This window comes from Actinoplanes oblitus (genome assembly GCF_030252345.1).
Lineage (GTDB): Bacteria > Actinomycetota > Actinomycetes > Mycobacteriales > Micromonosporaceae > Actinoplanes > Actinoplanes oblitus.
In genome coordinates this window covers 5,815,977-5,837,995 of sequence record NZ_CP126980.1, presented here as the reverse complement: position 1 = coordinate 5,837,995, position 22,019 = coordinate 5,815,977, and the positions used below count along the sequence as shown (strand labels likewise).

The following is a 22,019-nucleotide window of genomic DNA, read 5'->3' as shown; positions in this document are numbered from 1 at the left end:
CGCCAGTGATCTTCGTCCCGCGTTCGATTATGGGCGTGAAGTGCCCAGGTTTGGCCGGGTTGGCGGCGATTCGGCCGGACTCAGCCCGCCGGAGCCTCGTCCAGTCCCAGCAGGCGAGCCATCACCGCCACCTGATCGGCGAAGTGCTCGACGAACTCCGGCGACCGCGGATCCGTCCCGCACAGCCCCTCGATCACGTGCGGCAGCGTGGTGGTCGCCATGCACGCGGCCATCAGCATCACCTGCAGGCAGGCCGGATCCACCTCGGCCGGCAACCGCCCCGCCGCCCGCATGGCGCGCAGATGGTCGACGCCGCCCTGCAGCATCCGGGTCCGCGACTCGCGGTCCGGGTCCTGCTCCGGCCCGGAATACTGCAAGCCGCTCCAGGCGAACATCCGGACACCCTCCGGGCTGCGCAGCGCCTCCAGGGCGTAGGCGCGCAGTTGCTCCGGCAGCGAGACGCCCGGCGGGGACAGCTCCGCCCGCCGCCGCTCCCACTGCTCGGACATGGCCCGGTACAGGCCTTCCTTGCCCCCGAAGTAATACGACACCAGCTGCTGGTTGACCCCGGCGCGGGCGGCGATCGCCCGGGTGCGCGCGCCGGCGTAGCCATGCTCGGCGAACTCGGCGGAGGCGGCCTCGAGAATCCGCTGCCGGGTGCGCTCGGGATCGCGCTGACGCTCCTGCGCGCCGGGTGACCTGCGCGGACTTGATGACGGCACGCGCTGATCATACAGCCGCTTGAGACAGTCAAGTAATCATCTGATTGACAGAATCATGCATCTGGTTGATACCGTGCCCGGCATGACGCGCATCCTCATCAGCGGCGCCGGGATCGGTGGTCTCGCACTCGCCCAGGCACTACGACAGGGCGGCCTCGACGTCGCCGTCTACGAGCGGGAGCCCAGCCCGCGCAGCCGCAACCAGGGCTATCGGCTGCACGTCGACCCGAACGGGAACGCGGGTCTGCGGGCCTGCCTGCCGACCGCGGTGCTCGACCGGGTGCGTGACACCGGCGGCGTCAACGGCGACCTGGTCGCCTCCTTCACGCACGAGTTGCGCCAGGTGCACGCTCAGGAGTTCCCCGGCGTTCCGGACAGCGAACTCACCAACGTGGACCGGGACGCGTTCCGGCAGGGCCTGCTCACCGGCCTGGAGGAAGTGGTGTTCTTCGGCCGGCCGGTGACCGGCTATGAGATCACTCCGGCCGGCCGGGTGAGCATCGGCTTCGACGAGGGAGACCTGCTGGTCGGCGCGGACGGTGTCGGTTCCGCGGTGCGCCGGCGACTTCTGCCCGGGGTGGCGCCGCGGGACCTCGGCATCCGCTGCGTCTATGGCCGGATGCCGCTGCCCGGGGCGCCGCTTCCGCCGGACTTCGAGCGCGGCTTCTGCTGGGTCGCCGACCGGAAGGGCTTCGGCGCCGGCTTCGCACCGATGCGTTTCCGCGACGGCCGCCCCGGCTACTTGATGATCGCCCTCGTCGCGGCCGCGGACCGTTTCGACCGGCGACAGCACGACTCGGCGGAACTCTGGCGGACCGTTGCCGACGCGACCGCCGACTGGCACCCGGAGATTCAGAAGATCATTGCGTACGCCGACAGCACCTCCTTCTTCCCGATCGCCATCCGAGCCAGTGACCGTGTCGACGCCTGGCCCACCGGCCCGGTGACCCTGCTCGGCGACGCCGTGCACACCATGCCGCCGGCCGGCGGGGTCGGTGCCAACACCGCGCTGCAGGACGCCGCCACCCTCGCCGGCGAGCTGCTCGCCGGAAAGCCACTGCTCGAAGCCGTGGCCGCTTACGAGAAGGTGATGCTCCCGCGCGGCTTCGACACCGTCGAGCAGTCGGTCCGCATGATCGCCCAGATGACCGCTCCGTAGCGTGCGGTCGGCCCATCGGCAGGCTCGGCCGGCTCGCAGCGTGCCGCGCGCGGTCCGGGTGTGTGTCGGCCGTCCTCCGGCGACCGTCTCGTTGTGTGAGCGCCCCACGGGCAGGATCGGCCGGTCGGCAGCACGCCGCGCGGTCCGGATGCGGTGTCGGCCGTCCTCCGATGGCCGCCTCGTAATGTGAGGTCGGCCTACCGGCAGGATCGGCCGGTTGGCAGTGTGCCGTGCGCGGTCCGGGTGTGTGTCGGCTGTCCTCCGGCGACCGGCCCCGTGGCGTGAGGTCGGCCTACCGGCAGGATCGGCCGGTTGGCAGCGTGCCGTGCGCGGTCCGGGTGTGTGTCGGCTGTCCTCCGGCGACCGGCCCCGTGGCGTGAGGTCGGCCCACCGGCAGGATCAGCCGGCCGACAGCGCGCCGCGCGAAACCCACAGGCGTGCCAGCCGCCTTCACCGCCCAGGTGCCGCACCCGCCGCTCGGACATCGCCCCGGGAAACCCCAGCTACACCGACAGATCTTGTCATGAGGAAGCGCCTTCACCTGCTTCGTGAAGAGGGAGCGCCTTTGCCTGCGGCATCAGCGGCTTCGGGTGTTGGGTCCGCGTGATCGAGGCTCTGGCGCAACGCGGCGTCGAGGAGCGCCCGGGCGGTGTGGCGGACCGTTTCGGCGGCCTCGGCCGGGCTCTGGCCGGCGACGTCCTGCAGCCAGATCAACGACTCGATGCCGGTGGCCGACCGGATGGCGATGGCGAGCCGATGGCGGTCGACGCGCGGGTGGCTGTGCTCCAGTGGGGCGAGCGCGTCCTCGATCCAGGCGACGGCCCGGCCCTGCCGGAGAAGCGGTCGCCCGGGCTCGGTGGCCGCGGCGTCGTGCGCCGGAGGGGCCGGTTGGCTCGGGGGTGATGGTGCTGTCGATGGCTCATGGCTGGCTCCACGAAAGGTGGGCTCCAGGGAGAGGCGCAGGGCGGATCGGAGCTGGGGTTGCCACTGCAAGTTGTATTGGCTGAAGGCGGCCATGAAGGCGTCCAGCCGGTCGCGCGGATCGGTGGGCGCCTCCGGGCCGAGCAGCGTGTCCGGATGGATTTCCGGCTGGGTGGCCAGCAGCAGTGCGCGCTGGTTGGCGAAATAGCGATAAGCGGTGGTGCGGGAGATGCCCGAGTGAGCAGCCGCGTCCTCCACCCGGGGTGTCTGTCCGCCGGCCAGCAGCTCGCGGGTCGCGTCGATCAGTGCCTGTCGGGTGCGTGATTTCTGCCGGGTCCGGCCGGTCGTCTCATATGGCATCGCCATGCCCATGATGGTACCGTAATCCCACGAACGAAGCCAAGGAGGATGCCATGAGCGCCGAAGACCCGGCCGTCACCGACCCGGAGTTCTACAAGGTGGTCTTCGAAAATGAGCGGGTCCGAGTCCTGGAGTACCGGGACGCTCCCGGCGATCAGACCCACCCGCATCGCCATCCCGACAGCGTGATGTTCACGTTGAGTTCCTTCCGCCGGCGGATCAGCAACGGTGACCAGGAGGTCGAGGTGGAGCTGCCGGCGGGGGTGGTGCGCTGGCTCGGCGCGCAGGAGCATGCCGGGCTCAACATCGGCGACACGGCGACCCATTCGATCTTCGTCGAGCTCAAAGAGCCGGCACCTGTTCCCGGCCCCAGCGTGCTGGGGCCACAGGCCACCTGAGTGCCTCGCCCGGCCGCTGCGGTCGAGCCGGTCGCACGGGAAGGCCATGGAGCGCTGTCGGTGTGCACGACAAGTCGCGCGGTGGACCGTCTCGCAGGCGGGACCACTAGGCACCGCTTCGGCGGGTTGGTCCTGCCACGATGAGTCCATGGACGAGGCGGAGGTTCGCGATATCGTCGGCTTAGGGATGCCCGACTACGAGATCGACTCGGTGGTGCCGCTCGGCGACGGGCTGGACAACTATGCCTTCGAGATCAACGGCCACCTGATCGTACGCGTTCGCAGGTCCCACGACCCGGAGGGGACGGCGCGCGAGGCAGGCATCCTGGCTGCGGTCGCGGCGGTCGCAACCGTTGCGGTGCCGAGTCCAGCCTTTGTACTGCCGGAGCGCAGCTGCCTGGCCTACTACAAGCTTCCCGGTGTGCCGTTGTTGGAGCTGCCACAGGGGTTCCGCATGGCGCACGCCGAACCGATCGTCGCCGTGCTCGGTGAGTTGCTCGCCGCACTGCATGCCGTCCGGCCGGCCGGGGCCCTCCCCGACGAGGAGCCGCTGGGGGAGTGGTTACGGGAGGCGGCTGCGCTCTATCCAGCCGTCGCCGCGCATGTGCCGGAGGTCTACCGCGAGAGGATCGAGGTGTTTCTGCGTGCCGAGCCACCGATTGACGATCATCAGCTCGTGTTCTCCCACAACGACCTCGGCATCGAGCACGTCCTGGCCGACGACTCCGGCAAGGTCACCGGCGTCATCGACTGGGCTGACGCCGCCCTGGTCGATCCGGCCTGTGATCACGGTCGGCTCTATCGGGACCTCGGGCCGGCCGCACTGTGCGCGACGGATCGGAGGTTGACGGAGCGGGCCGTTTTCTACGCGCGGTGCGGGGTTCTCGAAGACCTCGCCTACGGCGTCGAGACCGAAAAGTTTCGCTATGTCGAGAAGTCCCTCACGGCCCTGGAGTGGCTTTTCCCGAGTTGAGTTCTGGCCGCTGGATGGGGCGCGCCGATCTCGGCTTGACTGTGGTCGGGATTTCGGCTCAGCGGACTTGGCCGACGATGGCGTTGAAGGCTACGTCCTCGATCGGAGGGCGGGGCTGGGTGGCCTGCTCGGACCACCACTGGGACACCGACTGGACACCGGGCTCGATGAGGTCCAGGCGGGAGAAGAGTTTCTCCAGCTGTTCGCCGGTGCGGGCACGGAAGCGGCCGTCGGGGTTGGCGGCTTCGAGCTGCTCGATTGCTTCAGACGGGAGGTATTCCCAGGTGGAATGGGAGGCGACTACGTAACTGCCGGCGGGCAGGGCGTCGATGAGAGTGTCCACGATGCCCTGGGGGTCCTCGTCGTCGCGGATGAAGTGCAGGACGGCTACCAGCATCACCGCCATCGGCCGGGTGAAGTCGAGAGTCGCCTGCAACTCCGGGTCGTCGAGGATGCTCTGCGGCTCGCGCAGGTCCGCGTCGATGTAGGCGGTCGTGCCCTCCGAGGTGCTGGTCAGGAGGGCACGGGCGTGGGTGAGGACGATCGGGTCGTTGTCGACGTAGACGATCCGGGCCGCCGGGTCGATGCGCTGGGCCACCTCGTGAGTGTTGTTCGCGCTCGGGATTCCGGTGCCGATGTCCAGGAACTGCCGGATGCCGCGCTCGGCCAGGAACTGCACGGCACGCTGCAGGAAGGCCCGGTTCTCCAGGGCCGCCAAGCGGATCGTCGGCATCGCGGCCTCGATCGCCTCGGCCGAGGCCCGGTCCGCTGCGAAGTTGTCCTTCCCGCCCAGCAGGTAGTTGTAGCGCCGGGCCGGATGCGCCACGGTCGTGTCGATCCGGTCCAGTGCGTGTCGCCGGTCAGCCACCGACGCCTCCTTCGGGCGAGCGAAACGTGCCGATCCGGGCCGCGCTCGGCCGGGATCTGTCCGCATCGTAGTACTCGATCTTCAATCCGGAATGGACAGATCGATCACAGCAGAAGAAGGCCCAGCTGGGGGCGCAGGGCAGGGCTCAACGAAGGCCAGCCGGCCGAGAAGAAGAGGTACGGCAGAGGTGACGTCCGCGGAGCTGTCGACGGCGGCGAGAGGACTGCGGCGGGGATGTGGTGTGGAGGGGTTCGGGAAGTGATCAGGTGGTGGCGCCGAAGCGGGTGCGGAGTTCGGTTGTCAGGTCTTCGTCACGGCCGTCGAAGGTTTCCAGGGCGGTGGTGAAGGTGTCGGTCAGAGCCTTGGCGGGGTCGGGGTGCACGGTGTTGAAGATGGTGATCACCGCCATGGGGGCGCGATCGATGCGTTCGCGCAGCTCGGCGCGCTGCGTCTCGGTCAAGCGGTCGCCCACCTGGTCCAGCGGCAGGCCGGTGGTCGCGGTCACCAGCGCGGCTGCCGAGATCAGCCGGAACACCGCGTGCCTGTCCGGGAACGGCAGCGGGTCTCCGCGGTCGAGAGCTTCCAGGGCCGGCCGCGCCCAGTCCAGCTTGTCCAAGCCCGCCGCCTCGAACGCCCGCCGTGCCAGCCAGCGTGCCGCGGCCCGCTGCTTCTCCGCGTCCCAGCTGGCGAATTCCTTCGCCATCACCCCGTAGGCCGCGGTCGAGCCGAGCCCGGGACCGGCCGAGTGCCTCGACGTGCTGTGCGCCGGCGCAGGCGCGGGCGTGCCCAGACCGGTCGGGTGCGTCGAGGTGCCGTGTGCGGGTGCAGGGGAGGGCATGCTGCGGCCGGTCGGGCTCGATGATGCGGCGTGGCCGGGTGCGTCGCGCCCGGTCGGGTGTGTCGAGGTGCTGTCGGCCGGTGTGGGTGAAGGTGTGCGGTGTGTCGAGGTGCTGTCGGCCGGTGTGGGTGAAGGTGTGCGGTGTGTCGAGGTGCTGTGGGCCGGCGCCGGGGAGGCGGTCCCCTGACCGGTCGGGTGCGTCGAGGTGCTGTGTGCGGGTGCAGGGGAGGGCGTGCTGCGGCCGGCCGGGTGTGGTGGTGTGGCGTGGGAGGGTGTGCCGTGACCGACGGCGGTGCCGTGAACAGAGGCGGACGTCGCGAAGAACGCTGGGACAGGCGGCCTCTCCCGCAGAGCCCGCAGTGCGCAGCGCCTCAGGACCACGGCCTGCAGGCTGCGATCGCTGTCCCGCAGCGCATACGTCGTACCGAAGCGGTCCCGCGGATCCTCGGCCGGCATCGCGGCGGCCGCGATGTCCTGGACCGCTTTCATCGCCCCCAGTTCGTCGCCGACCCGTTCGTGCAGTTCACGCAGGCGGGCTCGGAGTTCCGGCCCGACCTCCCGGTTCGCGTCCAGGGCGGCCAGCACCTCACTGATCACCGGTTCGCCGAGCAGCCCGGCGTCCTCGGCGATCAGCCGGGCCCGGAACGCGACCATCGCCGGGACGTTCTCGCACGTCGGCGCGGCCAGCATCCGCTGCACGAAGGGGTGCTCGAGAGCGGCCAGCCCGCGGCCGCCCTCGGGCACCAGGTCGTCCGGTACGAGAGCCAGCACCGCCCCGGGCAGGTCCCGTTCCATCAGGTCGAACGGCAGCCGGACGCCGGTGAGCCGTTCCGCCAGGGCCAGCCCGGCGGCCTCCGGGATCAGGTCGTCCTCGTACCCGAAGGGCAGCCCGTCCAGGTATTCGTCGAGCAGCCCCGGATTCTCGCCGGTACGCCGTTCCGGCCGGATCTGGTCGATCACCACCTGGGTGCTGTCGTGCCGGACATAGGAGAACTCGGAACGCCCGTTGACGTTGCGGTACACGCTGAGCGCGACCCCGTCACCGGCGGCGGCCGCCCGGCGCAGCACCTCCGAGCGGTTGCCCTGGCAGCCGTTGATCTCGATGCCGATCCGCCACTCGCCCAGGGTGGCGACCACCAGGGTGGCCGGCTCCTCGCCGTACGGAAAAGTGTCCAGAATCTGCGCCAGCTCCGCCTGCGACAGCATCGTCGACGGGTCGCCACCGAACGCGGTGACCAGCGCGGCGTCGTCGAGCCCCCGGACGAAGGTCAGGCAGAACGCCTCACCCCACTCCGCGTCCACCAGCATCCGGTCGTAGTACTCCGCCGCCTCGTCCCCCACCCGGTCACCGTACGACCGAGCGCCGTACCCCGAAGTCGATTCGGCCAGCGGTCGCCCGATAGCGTCGCTGATCATGTTGGCGGCGCTCTCCGGATTCCTGCTGATCGGGGTGATCGTGGCGGCCGGCTGGGGGCTGCGCCGCTGGGCGGACCTGCCGGCGAACGCCGAGACCGTGCTGGCCCGGGTGGTCTGGCTGGTGCTCAATCCGTGCCTGCTCTTCACCGGGGTGGCCGGCGCCGACCTGACCGCGCTGTTCAGCGGGCCGCTGCTGGTCTCGGCCGGCGCCGCCCTGATCTGTTTCGTCCTCCACCCGCTGTCGATCAAGGCCGCCAAAAGGAACCCAAGTGACAGCCGGGACCAAGGACAGAACGCGAGGCGCGGCGGGGAAGGCGGCCAGGCCGCGAGGCGCGGCGGGGAAGGCGGGCGGACCGCGAGGGGCGGCGAGGGCGGCGGCCGGCCCGCGAGAGGCGGCGGCCAGCCCGCAAGCGGCGGCGCGGAAGACGCGAGGGACGGTGAGAAGGGCGGAGGGGGCGCGAGCGACGGCGGAAAAGGTGAAAAAACCGCGCAGGGCACGCGCATCATCGGCGCGCTGTCCGCCGGATACGTCAACGCCAACTACATCGGCATCCCGATCGCCACCTACATCCTCGGCAACGCCGCCCTGGTGGTCCCGATCATCATGCTGCAACTCCTGGTGATCACCCCGATCGCCCTGACCCTCCTGGACCTCTCCAGCACCGGCCGGGCCTCCCTCCGGGACGCCGTGACCACCCCACTGCGCAACCCGATGATCGTCGCGGTGCTCCTGGGCGCCATCGTCTCCCTGACCGGCCTGCACCTCCCCGCTTCGCTCCTCAACCCCCTGATCACCATCGGCAACGCCGCCGTACCGATGGTGTTGATCGCCTTCGGTATGTCGCTCTCCGGCCGCCGCGTGCTGGCCCCCGGCCCGGACCGCGCCGCGACAGTCACCGCCGTCCTGCTCAAATCCGCAGCCATGCCGCTGTTCGCTGTCCTGCTCGCCGCCGGCCTGCGGTTGTCGCCGGAGGAGACGTACGCGGTGACCGTTCTCGCCTGCCTGCCCACCGCCCAGAACGTCTACCTGTACGGCCAGCGGTCCGGCACCGGCCTGGTCCTGGCCCGGGACACCATCCTGCTCACCACGATGCTCTGCGCACCGGTGGTCCTATTGGCGACACTGTTGTTCACCCTTCGGTGAATAGGCAGGTCAATCCGCGCGTGGCACCATTTCGCCAGTGACCGTACGCCGGATGCCGCTCACCGAGGTGCTGGCCGCGTTCCGGCCCGCCTTCGGTGGCGTGACCTGGAAACGGGCGGTTCCCGGCCTCCTCGCCGACCCGGACAGCGCCCAGGTCGTCGAGCTGCTGCGGGCCGAGCTGGTGCTGCACGGCGGGTTCGCCGAGCCGATCCTGGTCGACCCGGCGGCGCGGGAGATCCTGGACGGCATGCACCGGATCGCCGCCGCCGTGCTGAACGAGCACGACGCCCTCGATCTCACCGACTCGGAGGCCGACCTGCCGGAGAAACGCCTGGTCCTGGCCACCCTCAAGGTCCCGGGGCTGAGTTCCGGTGCGGTCGACCGGCTGGCCCGGGCGCTGCGCTCGTTCCCGTTCGCCGGCGGCTGGACCACCTGCGGCATGCTGTTCCCCGGCACCGACCAGGTCAGCGGCTGGTGGCGCTGCCCGGCCGGCGAGGACGCCCCGCTGGGCCAGGAGCTGGTCAACCGGGCCACCCGCGCCGGCGTACCGGTCAGTCTGGTGTCGATCACCGGGGTCGACGAGCCGGACGACGGCGAGTGATCCGGCATCGCGCATGATCAACGGTCGGCCGGTGCTGCTCGGCGGCTACGCGGCGCGTGCCGTGCGCGCCGCCGTCGAGTCACGTGCCGGCGTGGGGCTGAAGACGGTCGCCGTGCACGGCGCCGGTTTCCGCTGGCGGGACGACGATCCGGTCGGCCGTCAGTGCCAGGAATGGCACCAGCGGGCCCGCGTCGGCGACCGTGCGGCTGCTTCGCTACAACGAGGATGACGTACGCGCGACGCTCACCGTGCGTAGCTGGTTGACAACCGTGCGCTAAATATCCGTATATCGCACGTGAGCTGCTGGTATAGACAATCGTCGGTCCATTTCGCGATAACATTGGGCATCGTTCCCCAGGGAACTCCCTACCCGACGTCACTGTCCGAGGCGGTGACAGTCATGACCGATCGCCGACCGGTGCGCCAGCGCCCGATCGACCCCACGCTGAGTCACCTCCTGCGCGCGACAGCCGTCTCGCACGCCCGGGTCAGACGCCTCGCCGCGCTGCGCGTCGTCATCTCCGCCGGGCTGGCCGCCACCGGCCTGTTCGCCGTCTTCGTCGGCGCGGTCACCGGGAAGCCGCTGAGCGTCGTCCTCTCCGTCATCGGGGTGCTCTGGGCTCTCGCGTACTCGCTGGGCCTCGCCTCCTGGGCGGACCGTGAGCTGCTGCGGTCCGCGCTGCTGCAGGAGGCGTTCGAGGTGCGCTTCTTCCACCTGCCGTGGAACTGCATCCTGGCCGGCGACCAGATCTCCCCGGAGGACGTCCGGCACCTGAGCAGCCGGTACCGCGGCGACCCGCCCCGCGACCACCACGAGATGCCGAACCTGCCCCGGCCCTTCGACGTGCTCGCCCGCCAGCAGCAGAACCTCGCCTGGGGCAGCCGGGTCCGCCGCCGGTACGCCCAGATGGTGATGCTCGCGATAATCGGCTGGGCGCTGCTCGGGCTGATCACCGGGATGCTGCGCAACTCCACGATCACCGACCTGTTCGTCCAGTGGTGCGTGCCGTCGCTGGGCATGTTCATGCTCGGCTGGGACACCTTCCGGGAACAGCGCACGGTCGCCGCCGACCGCAAGCGGGTCTGTGCCTACTCCCGCGCCCGCTGCGCCCAGCTGGCCCACGCCGGCCTGGACCCGGAAGTCGCCCGCGACCTCTGCCGGATGGCCCGCCAGGTCCAGGACCAGCTCTTCCTCTCCCGCCGCCGCGCTCCACGGGTTCCGCGCTGGTTCTTCCAGCGCTACTACGCCCAGGACTGCAGCGACTTCTCGGCCGGCCTCGCCGAGGCCCGCAACACCCTGCTCGCGGCCGGCCTGCAGGTCCGCGCCCGCCCCCGCACACCCGACAAGTCGTGACCGCCGGCGTCCCGCTCCGGCTCACCCGGATTCCTGCCGAGATCACCTTCGGAGGATCGATGACTCGGATCCGCGCTGATCACCGATCGTCGCTCCCGCCAGGGACCCTGACGGGCCGGGCAGGACGCTGGCGCGTCCCGAACGCCCGGCCCGCCAGGGCGACGTCCGCGGGTGGTCACGAAAACCGGAACCCGGGTGGCGGCAAGCCGGGTCAGCCGATCTGGAGGCGTTCGCAGAAGGCCCGTAGCTCGGTGCCGCCGGCCAGGCGGCGGGAGCGGTCCAGCAGGGCGCGTGCCGTCTCCTGGACCAGTGACGACGTGTGCACGTGCTGCGGGGCCACCCGCTCGGCGGTGAGCAGGAAGCGGATCGCCTCGCGGTCGCGCCCGCACAGCCGGGCCAGGGCGCGGGCGGTGTCGGCGTAGTAGAACACCTGCCGGAAACCGACCGGCAGCGCCGCCGGGTCGGTGTCCCGGGCGATCCGGGCGGCCCGGACCGGGTCGTCGCCGTCGGTCTCGATGCCGATCCGCCAGATGCCGACGTTCGTCGGACCGAAGTAGAGGCCCAGCGTGGTGGTCTCGCCGGTCCGCCGGGCCAGCTCGGCGGCCTCGGCGCACCAGGCGCGGCTGTCGTCCAGGCGCCTGCGTCCCCGGCTGGCGTAGGCGCAGATCAGCTGCAGCGAGCCGAGCATCGCGGCGCCGCCGGGCCGGGCGGTGTCCGGACGCAACGCCTCGACGGCCTGCTCGGCCAGGGCGAGCCCGCGGTCGTACGAGCCGCAGGCGTTGGCGGCGCTGGCCCGGGCGTACGCCGCGTAGCCCCGCAGGATCGGGTCGCGAGTGGCGTCGGCGGCGTCACGGCAGCGTTCCGCGCCCAGCCAGGCCTCCGCCGGATGCCCGAGGTTGCGCAGCACCGACGAGGCGATGAAGGTGACCTCGCAGAGCAGGCGCAGGGCCCGGGCGCGGTCGTCCAGGGCGGTGGCGGCGTGCAGGCCGCGCAGCAGGTCCGGGATCAACCGGCCGGCGCCCGCGTAGTCGCAGGACCGGCGCAGGTCGTCGACCAGCTCGGCGGTCCGGGCCAGCGCGGCCAGGTCCGGCGGCGGCGCGGACGGCCCGGGCGCCGACAGGTCGAGGTCGACCAGGGCCTGCCGGATGCCGTGCACGGCGGCGTGCGCTGCCACCGCCGCCCGGTCACCGGCCGGGACCGAGGTCCCGGCGAGCTCGGCCGGCGAGCACTCCAGGGCGGTGGCCAGGTCGGCCAGCACGAACCGGTTGTCCGCCGCCTGCCGCCCCCGTTCGATCCGGCTCCAGGTGGCGTGCGAGACGCCGGCCCGGCTGGCGGCGTAGCGGATACTCCAGCCGCGGCGCAGGCGGCGATCCCGGATGCGTTCCCCGATGCTCGGGTCCGGCGTCGGTCGTGGCGTCATGCGACGACGGTACGACCGGCGGGCGCCACCACTGGTACATGCCGGTACCAGCGCGCGCCGGCCGTACCGGCAAGCGGCGGACCGCAAGCCTAGTGCGGGCCGACCGCGAGGATGGTGATGGCGGCGCTGCCGGCCTCGTCGGAGGCGGCCAGGTCGACGGTGGCGTCGATGCCCCAGTCGTGGTCGCCGTCCGGGTCCTCGAAGACCTGACGGACCGTCCACACCGCCGGACCGGCGTCGAGGTGCAGGAACGCCGGGCCGCGCGCGGACGGGCCGGTGCCCATCTCGTCGTACTCGTCGAAGTACTCCTCGATGGCCTTGCGCCAGCGCTCCGCGGTCCAGCCGGACTCGCCGTCCAGCTCGCCCAGCTCGTCGTAGCGGCCCAGGGCGGCCAGCTCGACCCGGCGGAACATCGCGTTGCGGACCAGCACCTTGAACGCGCGCACGTTGCGGGTCACCGCGGGCGGCTTGTCGTCGATCCGGACCTCCTCGACCACGGCGCCCGGGTTGCGCAGCCGCTCCCACTCGTCGAGCAGGCTGGAGTCGACCTGGCGGACCAGCTCGCCTAGCCACTCGATCAGGTCGCCGAGCTCCTCGGTGCGGGCGTCCTCGGGGACGGTCTGGCGCAGCGCGCGGAACGCGTCGGCCAGGTAGCGCAGCACCAGCCCCTCGGAGCGGGACAGGCCGTAGAACGAGATGTACTCGGTGAACGTCATGGCCCGCTCGAACATGTCGCGGACCACGGACTTCGGCTTGATCTCGTAGTCGCCGACCCACGGATGGCCGCGACGGTACGTCTCGTAGGCCGCCTCGAGCAGCTCGCGCAGCGGCTGCGGCCAGGTGACGTCCTCGAGCAGCTCCATCCGCTGCTCGTACTCGATGCCCTCGGACTTCATCGCGTTGACCGCCTCGCCGCGCGCCTTCTGCCGCTGCGCCGAGACCACCTGGCGCGGGTCCTCGAGCGTCGACTCGATCACCGAGACGACGTCCAGCGGGTACTCCGGCGCCTCCTTGTCCAGCAGTTCGAGGCAGGCGAGGGCGAACGGGGACAGCGCCTGGTTCAGCGCGAAGTCCAGCTGCAGGTCGTCGACCAGCTTGTAGGCGCCGGCGTCGGTTCGCTCGATGACACCGCCGGCGATCAGCGCGCGGGCGATCGCGATGGCCCGGCGGATGTGCCGGCGCTGCGCCACCGGGTCCTCATGGTTGTCGGTGAGCAGGTGCCGCATCGCCTCGAACGGGTCGTCGCCGCGGGCCAGCACGTTCAGCAGCATGGCGTGCGAGACCTGGAAGGACGAGGTCAGCGGCTCCGGCTCGGCCTCGACTAGGCGGTCGAAGGTGGGCCGGCCCCAGCCGATCTGCCCCTCCGGCGGTTTCTTGCGGACCACCTTGCGCCGCTTCTTCGGGTCGTCGCCGGCCTTGGCCAGGGCACGCTCGTTGTCGATCACGTGTTCCGGGGCCTGCACGATGACGGTGCCGATGGTGTCGTACCCGGCGCGGCCGGCCCGGCCGGCGATCTGGTGGAACTCGCGGGCCTTGAGCAGCCGGGTCTTCACGCCGTCGTACTTCGACAGGCCGGTGAACAGCACCGTGCGGATCGGCACGTTGATCCCGACGCCGAGAGTGTCCGTCCCGCAGATCACCTTGAGCAGGCCGGCCTGCGCCAGGGTCTCCACCAGCCGGCGGTATTTCGGCAGCATGCCGGCATGGTGCACGCCGATGCCGTGCCGCACCAGCCGGGACAGGGTGCGCCCGAACCCGGCGGTGAACCGGAACCCGCCGATCGCCGCCGCGATCCTGTCCTTCTCCTCGCGGGTGCTCATGTTGATGCTCATCAGCGACTGGGCGCGTTCCAGCGCGGCCGCCTGGGTGAAGTGCACGATGTAGACCGGCGCCTGCTTGGTGGAGAGCAGCTCCTCGATCGTCTCGTGCAGCGGGGTCATCGCGTACGAGAAGATCAGCGGCACCGGACGCTCGGCGTTGCTGACCACCGCCGTCTCCCGCCCGGTACGCCGGCTCAGGTCGTCGACGAACCGGGTGGTGTCGCCGAGGGTGGCCGACATCAGCAGGAACTGGGCCTGCGGCAGCTCGATCAGCGGCACCTGCCAGGCCCAGCCGCGGTCCGGTTCCGCGTAGAAGTGGAACTCGTCCATCACCACCTGGCCGATGTCGGCCCGGGCGCCCTCGCGCAGCGCCAGGTTCGCCAGGATCTCGGCGGTGCAGCAGATGATCGGGGCGTCCGCGTTGACGCTGGCGTCGCCGGTCAGCATGCCGACGTTGTGCGCGCCGAAGATCTCGCAGAGCGCGAAGAACTTCTCACTCACCAGCGCCTTGATCGGCGCGGTGTAGAAGGTGGTGCGGCCGTCGGCCAGGGCGGCGAAGTGCGCGCCGGCGGCGACCAGGCTCTTACCGGAGCCGGTCGGGGTGTTCAGGATGACGTTGGATCCGGTCGCGATCTCGATCAGCGACTCCTCCTGGTGCGGGTACAGGGTCAGGCCCTGCTCCCGCACCCAGGCCTGGAAGGCTTCGAAGACGGCGTCGGGTTCGGCGGTGCCGGGAAGGCGATCGGTCAGCGTCATGATCCTGCAAGTTTGTCATTTCCCCGGCGAGCCCGCGTCAAGGGGAGGTTGCCGTCACTCACCGAGCAGATCGCGGAGCAGCTGCTCGTCCCGCGCGTCCAGGTTGCCGACGAAGCGCCGCAGCACCGACGCCCGATCCGCCTCGACGGCCAGCAGCCGGGACATCCGGTCGGCGACCAGCCCGGCCGGGCCGTCCGGCGCGCCGTACCGGAACGCGCGGCCGTCACGGTGCCGGGACGCCGAGCCCTTCTCGTAGAGCCGGGTGAGCGTGGTGACCACCGTGCTGTACGACAGCTCGCCGGTCGGATCGAGCAGGTCACGCACCTCGCCGGGGGTGAGCGGACGGTCGGCCCGGCCCAGCACGGTCATGATCTCGGTCTCCAGCTGGCCGGGCCGGCGGCGGCCGCGCGTCTCGCTCACGTCCCGACAATATCGAGTGGTGCCGTGCGACCCGATTCCGTATTCGTTCCGCATGCGATGGCCGGGCCCGTGCCTTTGCTGCGGCCGGTCATCGCCGAGCCGGCCGGGCGCGGGCCCGGCGTCCGGTGCGCCCGTCGCGCTCACCCGGCGGCGAACCGAGCGAAATACGCGCGGACCGGCCCGGCCGTCGGCGAGGTCAGCGCGACATACCCGTCCGGCCGCACCACCCGGAAGTCCCCGGCCACCCGGTGCACGTGGACCAGCGCGGGGTCGAGCCCCGGCACCGGCCCGGGCCCGAGCACGGTGAAGTGCGACCCGCGGAACAGGTCGAACAGCCGGGCACCGGTCGGCAGCGCCCCGTCCGGCGCCGGTGCCCCGCCGCCCTCGCCGATCAGCGGACCGGCCGGATAGACCGGGTGGTCCCGCCGGGTCTTCCGCTGCTGCCTGACGAACCCGGCCCTGAGCAGCGGCCCGGCCAGCGGCCGGGCGAACCGCCAGCTCATCATGCCGCCCATCCGCCGATCGCTGTCCGCGAGGACGGCCCGGGCCACCGGCATCCGCTCGCTCTCGTACGTGTCGAGCAGCCCCTGCGGAGCCAGCCCCCGCACCACCATCCCGAGCTTCCACCCCAGGTTGTACGCGTCCTGGATCCCGGTGTTCATCCCGTGCCCGCCGAACGGGCTGTGCACGTGCGCCGCGTCCCCGGCCAGGAACACCGGGCCGGCCCGGAACCGGTCGGCGATCCGCAGGTTGTACCGCCACACCGAGTGCCAGAGCACCTCGGTGACGCGCAGTCCGGGCAGCCCGGTGCGCTCGGTCAGCAGCCGCCGCAGGGTGTCCTCGTCGCCGGCGAGATCCCGCCCGAGCGACACCACCGCCTGCCAGACGCCGGTCTCCGGAACCGGCCGGAGCAGGGCGACGCCCCGGTCCGGCGAGAGCCACATGCGCACCCCGCCGGCCGGGTCGAGCCCGTCCAGCCGGACGTCACTGATCATCGCCCGGGTGTCCTCGTCGGTCCGCCCGGTGAAGGGGATGCCCAGCTCCCGGCGGATCGTGCTGCGCCCGCCGTCCGCGCCGACCACGAACCGCGCCCGCACCCGCTCACCGCCCGCGAAGGTCACCTCGCCGCCGGCCAGCCCGGTCACCCGCATCCCGAACTCCACCTTGCCGCCCAGCTCGCCCAGCCGCTCCCGCAGGATGGCCTCGGTCCGCCACTGCGGAAGGGCCACCACATTGGGGTACGGCTGCTCGACGGTCACCGGCGCCGGCGGCGTGTCCAGCTCGAACAGGCGCCGGGTGCCCCGATGGAAACGCGTCCGTCGCTCGACGAACCCGGCCGTGGTGATCGCCCGGGTCAGGCCCAGGTCGTCGAGGGCCGCCAGCGACAGCGGCTTGAGACTGAACCCCCGGCCGCCGGCGCCCGGCTGCGCGGACTGGTCGACGACGCGGCTCGCGACACCCTGCCGGGCCAGGTCGCATGCCAGGGTCAGGCCGGTGGGACCGGCACCCACGATGAGTACGTCCACGTTATCCATGCCTTCAAACGTACCTGTACATTTGTAGGTGTCTAGAGGGGAGCGCAACTGTGTCACTGCGATTCGCGATGCTCGGCCTGCTCGAGGACGGGCCGGCCAGTGGATACACGCTGACGCTGCGGTTCGAGCGGTCGCTGCAGCGCTACGCGTGGACGGCCCGGCAGAGCCACATCTATCCCGAGCTGGCCCGGCTCGCCGAGGACGGCCTGGTCGAGGTGGTGGAGGAGGGTGCCCGCGGCCGGCGGACCTACGCGATCACCGACGCCGGCCGGGCCGCGCTGCGGGAGTGGCTGCTGGCCCCGCCGAAGGAGCGGGCGGTCCGGGACGAGCAGGCGTTGCGGCTGTGCCTGATCTCGGCGCTGGAGCCGGCCCAGGCCCGCGCGATGGTGCTCGATCAGCTGGCCGAGGCGGAGCGGCTGGCCGCGGAGCTGCGGGCGCTGGCCGAGGCGGCCGACGCCGATCGGCATCCGCGCGGCGGCCTGCGGTTCGGCCGGCTGGCGATGGAGCTGGGCCGGTACCAGGCGGAGGCGCAGCGGGAGTGGGCGCGCTGGGCGCTGCGTCAGCTCGGCGGTGAGTCCGCGGAGGTGATCGTCGATGCCGGCCCGGGTGCGCACCAGGGGTCCGCGCCCGGGTGAGACGATCGGCGGGGGAGGTAGCGAGGTGTTCGATCATTTCCTGTGGTCGGTGGTGGTCGTCCCGCCGCTGGCCGTGCTGGTGGTGCGCCTGCTGGCCGACCGGCTCCCGCCGGGCCGGGCCGCGTCGGTGGTCGCCTGGTCCGCCGTGACCGTCGCCGCGACCAGCACCGTGAACCTGCTCCTGCTCGCCGCGCACGCCCTGGCCCAGGTCCCCGCGGTGGGCCACCGTCTCGGCTGGTCCGCGGCGGTCGTCGCCGCCGACACCGCCGGCGTCGAGTGGGTCCCGTGGCTGAGCCTGACCCTGCTGGTCGCCGTCACCGTGGCGGTCACCCTCCGCTGGCGCCGGCAGCGGAGGGTGCTGGCCATGGTCCCCGCCGCGGGTCCGGGCGGCCTGGTCATGCTCCCCGACGACGCCCCGCGCGCCTTCGCCGTCCCGGGCAACCCCGGGCACGTGGTGGTCACCACCGGCATGCGCGGGCTGCTCACCGAGCCGCAGTTCGAGGCCCTGCTGGCCCACGAGAACGCGCACCTCGCCGAGCACCACCACCGCCTGGCCCGCCTCGCCGAGCTGGCCGTCGCCGCCCATCCCGCCCTCTGGTGGGTCGGCAAGCACGTCGACTACCTGATCGAGCGCGCCGCCGACGAGTGCGCCGCCGCCTCCCTGGGCAGCCGCCGGACCCTGGCCCACGCCATCGGCGTGGCGGCCCTGGGCGGCGCCGGCAGCCCGTTCGCCGCGGCCCTGCACGCCGCCGTCCCCGGTGGCGTCGTGCCGAAACGGGTCGCGCACCTGCTCCGCCCCCAGCCGCGCCCCGCTCCGCCGCTGTTCCTCCTGCTCCCCGCCGCCGTCGCGGTCAGCTCGGTGATCTGGACCGGCGAAGCCGCCCTCGACCTCGTCGAACTCCTCCACGCCGCGCTCCGCTGAACCCCATTTTCCGGTACGCCAACAGCGGTCCCGCGCACCCGGCCGTCCCGCGCACCCGGCTGCGGCGGCCACCCGCGCGCGGCGGCCAGCCGCTCGACGGCGATCGGGCGGCGGGTCCGGCGACGGCGCCGGGGCGGCGGGTTTGGCGACGGCGACGGCGATCGGGCGGCTTCGCGGAGATCAGGCGAAGAGGGAGCGGCCCCAGTAGTCGTCGGCGGCGGGGAGCCCGGGAGGACACGCGAACAGGCCGCTGGAGACGTGGCGGATGTACTCGTTGAGGGCGTCCTGCTTGGCCAGCCTGTTCTGGACCGGGACGAACTGCTTGTGCGGGTTGCGCTGGTAGGCCATGAAGAACAGGCCGGCGTTCAGGCGACCGAGACCGTCCGAGCCGTCGACGAAGTTGTAGCCGCGGCGCAGCAGACGGGCGCCGCCGTTCTGGTCCGGGTGGGCCAGGCGCAGGTGGGAGTCCATCGGGATGACCGGCTGACCCTTGCCGTCCTGGGCGGCGAAGTCCGGCTCGTCGTGCTCCTGCTTGCCGGTCAGCGGGGCGCCCTCGCCCTTGTCCCGGCCGATGATGGTCTGCTGCTCGGCCAGCGGTGAGCGGTCCCAGGTCTCGACCAGCATCCGGATCTTGCGGGTGACCAGGTAGGAGCCGCCGGTCATCCACTCCGGCCCGTCGCCGGGCTGGACCCACAGGTGCTCGTCGAGCAGCGCGGGCTCCTCGGCCTTGAGGTTGCGGGTGCCGTCCTTGAAGCCGAACAGGTTGCGCGGGGTGGCCTGGGTCGTGGAGGTCGACGAGGTGCGGCCGAAACCGAGCTGGGACCAGCGGACGCTGACCTTGCCCATGCCGATCCGGGCCAGGTTGCGGATGGCGTGCACGGCGACCTGCGGGTCGTGGGCGCAGGCCTGCACGCCGATGTCGCCGCCGGAGATCGCCGCGTCCAGGGTGTCCCGGGGGAACTTCGGCAGGTCGGCGAGGGCGGCCGGGCGCTTCGCGGCGATCCCGAACCGGTCCTTGCCCTGGGCGTTGCGGAACAGCGTCGGCCCGAACCCGATGGTCAGGGTGAGCCCGGAGGCGGGCAGTCCCAGCGCCTCGCCGGTGTCGTCCGGCGGCGCCTCCAGCGAGCCGCCGACCGCGCCGAACGTGCCGGCATCCCGCCCCTGTGTCATCCGGGCCGCCGCCGCGGTCCAGTCCTGGAGCATCTCGACCAGGGCCGCCCGGTCGTCGGTGATCACGTCGAACGCGCAGAAGTGCAGCCGGTCCTGCGCCGGCGTGACGATCCCGGCCTGCCGCGCCCCGTAGAACGGGATCGCCCCGCCGGTCTCGGACACCAGGTCGAGGGAACCGGCGGTGGGTGCCGCGTCGTTGTGGGTCAGGGCCAGCGCGCCCGCGCCGGCGGCGGCCACGCCGGCGACGCCCGCGCCGGCCAGTCCGAGGACTTTGCGCCGTTCCATCTCACAAGCCTTTCGTGCAGTGGGGGGTTCGGAGGTAGCTGTCGTGATCACCCGCGGTGCCTCGCGGCTGACCCGGCACGCCCAGCCGCTGGGTCCTGATCTGGCCCGTCGCAACCACCCGCGGGCGTCGCCCTTGCGGGCTGAGCGTTCTGGACGCGCCAGCGGCCAGCTCAGACCGGAAGGGTCCCTGGCGGGAGCGACGATCTGTGATCAGCGCGGATCCGAGTCATCGTTCTCTTGAATTTGATCTTGGGGCAAGCTGGGGGCGAGACGCCCCGCTCCCAGCTACCTCATGCCTGAAGACCGCCGCTACTACTTCTTGGCGGCAACAAGAGCAGCCACCCTACTGATCGGCTCGGCGAGCGCGTTGATGTTGTCGCTCAGCTCCTTGAGGTCCGCCTGGGTGAGCTGGTTGTGCAGCTTCCAGCCGTCGCCGGCGCGGTGCTTCGCGAGCGACGCCTCGACCTTGGCGAAGTTCGCGTCCAGGGTCTTGACCAGCGCCGGGTCCCGCTCCTCGAGGGCCGGGCGCAGCGCCTGGATGGCACCCTGCGATCCCTCGATGTTGGCGGCGAAGTCCCACAGGTCGGTGTGCGAGTAGCGGTCCTCCTCGCCGGTGATCTTGCCGGTGGCGACCTCGTCGAGCAGGCCCTTGGCGCCGTTGGCGAGCTCGACCGGGGAGAACGTCACCGACTCGGCCTTGGTGACGATGGTCTGCACGTCCTTGAGCAGCTGGTCGGCGACCGGGCCGTCCTTGCTGATGTCCTTGGTGACCCAGAGGTCCTTCTCGATCTTGTGGAAGCCGGTCCACTGCTGACCCGGCTCCAGGTCGCCGTCGCGGGCGTCGATCTTCGGGTCCAGGTCGCCGAAGCTCTCCGCGACCGGCTCGATCCGCTCCCAGTAGGTGCGGGCGATCGGGAAGAGCGACTTGGCCTTCGCCACGTCGCCGGCCTTGACCGCGGTGACGAACGCGGTGGTCTGCTCGATCAGCGCGCCGGTCTGGCTCTTCACGTAGCGCTGGTAGTCCTTGGCGGCCTGGGCCAGCTTGGCGTCCTCGGTGAGCGGCGCGGCGGAGCCGGCCACCTGGAACGCGCCGCGGATGCCCTTGCCGATCATGCCGGGCTTGCACGCGGTCTCGTAGGTGCCGGCCGGCAGCTCGACGATCAGGTCACGGGACAGGCCGGGTGCGATGTTCTCGATCTCGCCCATGATCCGGTCACCGGCGGCGTAGACGTAGAACTCGTTGATCTTGGAGCCCTTGTTGGTGATGCTGAACGTGACCGTGCCCGCGTCGGAGCTGGTCCGCTCCACCTTGCAGTCGGTGTCCGAGGCGGCGACAGTGATCTTGCCGGAGGCGTTGTCGCTGCCGGCCGGAGTGTCGGCTTCCTTGTCGCCGCAGGCGGTGAGGAGCAGTGCGGCGGCCGCTCCGGCGGTGATAAGGCGTGCGGGGTGCATCGGTCTCCTAGGAGGCGGTGGTGGGAGCGGGGGCGGGCGCCGGCTTGCGAGCCGGCCAGAGGAAGAGCACGAGGACCGGGATCCCGTAGGCGAGCCAGGCGACCGTCTCGACGACGGTCGGCGCCGGCGTGAAGTTGACCATGCCGCGGAGCAGCTCGGAGTACCACGCCGCGGGCGGGAAGGCGCTCGTCACGTCGAACGCGTGGTGGTCCAGGCCGCCCAGGACGTTGGACTCCTGCAGGTCGTGGAAGCCGTACTTGAAGATGCCGGCGGCGACGAGCACCAGCAGCGCGCCGGTCCAGGTGAAGAACGTGGACAGGTTGATCCGGACCGCGCTGATGTAGAGCAGCCAGCCGAGGACCACCGCGGTGAGCAGGCCGAGACTGATACCGATCAGCGGGCGGGCGCTGTCCGCGGCCCCCTGGGCGGCCGCGTAGAACAGGATGGAGGTCTCCAGGCCCTCACGGATCACCGCGAGGAAGGCCACCCCGGCGACGGCGGCCGGGCCGACCTCGATCGCCGCCTCCATCCTGCCGCGCAGCTCCCGGCCCATGAAGCGGGCCATCCGGCGCATCCAGAAGATCATCCAGGTGACGAAGGCCACCGCCACGAACGAGGCGATCGCCTCGAACAGCTCCTGGTGCGTCGAGCTGAGCTTGGTGATGCCCTGCTGCAGCAGCACGGCGAAGCCGACCGAGAGGGCGGCCGCCAACGCGACGCCGGCCCACACCAGGCGGAGCATCGGCTTGCGGTCGCTCTTGACCAGGAAGGCCACGAGGATGGAAACCACTAGAGTGATCTCCAAGCCCTCGCGGAGGCCGATGAGGTAGATGGCGGTCATGGAGCTCCA

The 22,019-nt window shown here is 71.6% G+C and carries 20 protein-coding genes; 9 read left to right on the top strand and 11 right to left on the bottom strand.

All coding sequences use genetic code 11. The features are described 5' to 3' along the window. Positions 1-80 precede the first annotated feature (80 nt). The gene (locus Actob_RS26350) at positions 81-722 is read right to left on the bottom strand and encodes a TetR/AcrR family transcriptional regulator (RefSeq protein WP_284914502.1); all 642 of its coding nucleotides are present in this window, start codon (positions 720-722) and stop codon (positions 81-83) included. Positions 723-804: 82 nt separating this feature from the next. Here Actob_RS26350 and Actob_RS26345 point away from each other — a divergent pair, with 82 nt between their 5' ends. Next, a complete protein-coding gene (locus Actob_RS26345) occupies positions 805-1,881 on the top strand; it encodes an FAD-dependent oxidoreductase (RefSeq protein WP_284914501.1) in 1,077 nt (358 codons plus the stop codon). 537 nt (positions 1,882-2,418) lie between these two features. Here Actob_RS26345 and Actob_RS26340 read toward each other — a convergent pair. Beyond that, positions 2,419-3,168 carry a TetR/AcrR family transcriptional regulator gene (locus tag Actob_RS26340; protein WP_284914500.1) on the bottom strand — a complete coding sequence of 250 codons (750 nt, stop codon included), beginning with the start codon at positions 3,166-3,168 and terminating at the stop codon, positions 2,419-2,421. A 47-nt stretch (positions 3,169-3,215) separates the two neighbouring features. On the opposite strand from Actob_RS26340, the gene Actob_RS26335 reads away from it, so the two are divergent. Both Actob_RS26335 and Actob_RS26330 read left to right on the top strand, forming a co-directional pair. Next, positions 3,216-3,560, top strand: a complete 345-nt coding sequence (locus tag Actob_RS26335) for a cupin domain-containing protein (RefSeq protein ID WP_284914499.1) — start codon at positions 3,216-3,218, stop codon at positions 3,558-3,560. A gap of 148 nt (positions 3,561-3,708) precedes the next feature. After that, complete coding sequence (locus Actob_RS26330) at positions 3,709-4,533, top strand: phosphotransferase family protein (RefSeq protein ID WP_284914498.1); 825 nt, start codon at positions 3,709-3,711, stop codon at positions 4,531-4,533. Positions 4,534-4,591: 58 nt separating this feature from the next. On the opposite strand, the gene Actob_RS26325 is transcribed toward Actob_RS26330, so the two are convergent. Together Actob_RS26325 and Actob_RS26320 are read right to left on the bottom strand one after the other, a co-directional pair. Beyond that, positions 4,592-5,401 (bottom strand): SAM-dependent methyltransferase, encoded by an 810-nt coding sequence (locus tag Actob_RS26325; protein ID WP_284914497.1) that lies wholly within the window; start codon positions 5,399-5,401, stop codon positions 4,592-4,594. Positions 5,402-5,663: 262 nt separating this feature from the next. After that, positions 5,664-7,580: a DUF6461 domain-containing protein gene (locus tag Actob_RS26320; protein ID WP_284914496.1), complete on the bottom strand. Its 1,917-nt coding sequence runs from the start codon at positions 7,578-7,580 to the stop codon at positions 5,664-5,666. 73 nt (positions 7,581-7,653) lie between these two features. On the opposite strand from Actob_RS26320, the gene Actob_RS26315 reads away from it, so the two are divergent. The 4 genes from Actob_RS26315 (at position 7,654) to Actob_RS26300 (ending at position 10,754) form a co-directional block, all read left to right on the top strand. Then, on the top strand, positions 7,654-8,799 hold the full coding sequence (locus Actob_RS26315) for an AEC family transporter (protein WP_284914495.1): 1,146 nt from the start codon (positions 7,654-7,656) through the stop codon (positions 8,797-8,799). A 37-nt stretch (positions 8,800-8,836) separates the two neighbouring features. Then, positions 8,837-9,400 carry a hypothetical protein gene (locus Actob_RS26310; RefSeq protein WP_284914494.1) on the top strand — a complete coding sequence of 188 codons (564 nt, stop codon included), beginning with the start codon at positions 8,837-8,839 and terminating at the stop codon, positions 9,398-9,400. Between the two features lie 13 nt (positions 9,401-9,413). Then, on the top strand, positions 9,414-9,629 hold the full coding sequence (locus Actob_RS26305) for a hypothetical protein (protein WP_284914493.1): 216 nt from the start codon (positions 9,414-9,416) through the stop codon (positions 9,627-9,629). Positions 9,630-9,800: 171 nt separating this feature from the next. Further along, a complete protein-coding gene (locus tag Actob_RS26300; RefSeq protein ID WP_284914492.1) occupies positions 9,801-10,754 on the top strand; it encodes an S-4TM family putative pore-forming effector in 954 nt (317 codons plus the stop codon). 211 nt (positions 10,755-10,965) lie between these two features. Here the strand turns inward: Actob_RS26300 and Actob_RS26295 are convergent, their stop codons facing one another. The 4 genes from Actob_RS26295 to Actob_RS26280 all read right to left on the bottom strand — a co-directional run bounded on the left by Actob_RS26295 (position 10,966) and on the right by Actob_RS26280 (position 16,705). Continuing rightward, on the bottom strand, positions 10,966-12,174 hold the full coding sequence (locus Actob_RS26295; protein ID WP_284914491.1) for a helix-turn-helix domain-containing protein: 1,209 nt from the start codon (positions 12,172-12,174) through the stop codon (positions 10,966-10,968). Positions 12,175-12,263: 89 nt separating this feature from the next. After that, positions 12,264-14,750, bottom strand: a complete 2,487-nt coding sequence (locus Actob_RS26290; RefSeq protein ID WP_284914490.1) for a DEAD/DEAH box helicase — start codon at positions 14,748-14,750, stop codon at positions 12,264-12,266. A gap of 54 nt (positions 14,751-14,804) precedes the next feature. Then, positions 14,805-15,170, bottom strand: coding sequence for a BlaI/MecI/CopY family transcriptional regulator (locus Actob_RS26285; RefSeq protein WP_284914489.1), 366 nt, complete (start codon positions 15,168-15,170; stop codon positions 14,805-14,807). A gap of 140 nt (positions 15,171-15,310) precedes the next feature. Next, a complete protein-coding gene (locus tag Actob_RS26280) occupies positions 15,311-16,705 on the bottom strand; it encodes an FAD-dependent monooxygenase (protein ID WP_284914488.1) in 1,395 nt (464 codons plus the stop codon). 50 nt (positions 16,706-16,755) lie between these two features. On the opposite strand from Actob_RS26280, the gene Actob_RS26275 reads away from it, so the two are divergent. Continuing rightward, positions 16,756-17,340, top strand: a complete 585-nt coding sequence (locus Actob_RS26275) for a PadR family transcriptional regulator (protein ID WP_284914487.1) — start codon at positions 16,756-16,758, stop codon at positions 17,338-17,340. Positions 17,341-17,365: 25 nt separating this feature from the next. Beyond that, positions 17,366-18,262 carry a M56 family metallopeptidase gene (locus Actob_RS26270; protein ID WP_284914486.1) on the top strand — a complete coding sequence of 299 codons (897 nt, stop codon included), beginning with the start codon at positions 17,366-17,368 and terminating at the stop codon, positions 18,260-18,262. A 180-nt stretch (positions 18,263-18,442) separates the two neighbouring features. Here Actob_RS26270 and efeB read toward each other — a convergent pair whose 3' ends face one another. From efeB to efeU, 3 genes are all read right to left on the bottom strand, one after another. Further along, positions 18,443-19,717: an iron uptake transporter deferrochelatase/peroxidase subunit gene (gene efeB / locus Actob_RS26265; RefSeq protein ID WP_284914485.1), complete on the bottom strand. Its 1,275-nt coding sequence runs from the start codon at positions 19,715-19,717 to the stop codon at positions 18,443-18,445. A gap of 312 nt (positions 19,718-20,029) precedes the next feature. Then, positions 20,030-21,169, bottom strand: coding sequence for an iron uptake system protein EfeO (gene efeO / locus Actob_RS26260; protein WP_284914484.1), 1,140 nt, complete (start codon positions 21,167-21,169; stop codon positions 20,030-20,032). A gap of 7 nt (positions 21,170-21,176) precedes the next feature. Continuing rightward, on the bottom strand, positions 21,177-22,010 hold the full coding sequence (gene efeU, locus Actob_RS26255) for an iron uptake transporter permease EfeU (RefSeq protein WP_284914483.1): 834 nt from the start codon (positions 22,008-22,010) through the stop codon (positions 21,177-21,179). Positions 22,011-22,019: the final 9 nt, after the last annotated feature.

What these genes read in the sequence shown, in the direction of transcription:
- Actob_RS26345 (WP_284914501.1), top strand. Translation starts at nt 805, where the DNA reads ATGACGCGCATCCTCATCAGCGGCGCCGGGATCGGTGGTCTCGCACTC.
- Actob_RS26340 (WP_284914500.1), bottom strand. Translation starts at nt 3,168, where the DNA reads ATGGCGATGCCATATGAGACGACCGGCCGGACCCGGCAGAAATCACGC.
- Actob_RS26335 (WP_284914499.1), top strand. Translation starts at nt 3,216, where the DNA reads ATGAGCGCCGAAGACCCGGCCGTCACCGACCCGGAGTTCTACAAGGTG.
- Actob_RS26330 (WP_284914498.1), top strand. Translation starts at nt 3,709, where the DNA reads ATGGACGAGGCGGAGGTTCGCGATATCGTCGGCTTAGGGATGCCCGAC.
- Actob_RS26315 (WP_284914495.1), top strand. Translation starts at nt 7,654, where the DNA reads ATGTTGGCGGCGCTCTCCGGATTCCTGCTGATCGGGGTGATCGTGGCG.
- Actob_RS26305 (WP_284914493.1), top strand. Translation starts at nt 9,414, where the DNA reads ATGATCAACGGTCGGCCGGTGCTGCTCGGCGGCTACGCGGCGCGTGCC.
- Actob_RS26300 (WP_284914492.1), top strand. Translation starts at nt 9,801, where the DNA reads ATGACCGATCGCCGACCGGTGCGCCAGCGCCCGATCGACCCCACGCTG.
- Actob_RS26295 (WP_284914491.1), bottom strand. Translation starts at nt 12,174, where the DNA reads ATGACGCCACGACCGACGCCGGACCCGAGCATCGGGGAACGCATCCGG.
- Actob_RS26290 (WP_284914490.1), bottom strand. Translation starts at nt 14,750, where the DNA reads ATGACGCTGACCGATCGCCTTCCCGGCACCGCCGAACCCGACGCCGTC.
- Actob_RS26280 (WP_284914488.1), bottom strand. Translation starts at nt 16,705, where the DNA reads ATGGATAACGTGGACGTACTCATCGTGGGTGCCGGTCCCACCGGCCTG.
- efeB (WP_284914485.1), bottom strand. Translation starts at nt 19,717, where the DNA reads ATGGAACGGCGCAAAGTCCTCGGACTGGCCGGCGCGGGCGTCGCCGGC.
- efeO (WP_284914484.1), bottom strand. Translation starts at nt 21,169, where the DNA reads ATGCACCCCGCACGCCTTATCACCGCCGGAGCGGCCGCCGCACTGCTC.
- efeU (WP_284914483.1), bottom strand. Translation starts at nt 22,010, where the DNA reads ATGACCGCCATCTACCTCATCGGCCTCCGCGAGGGCTTGGAGATCACT.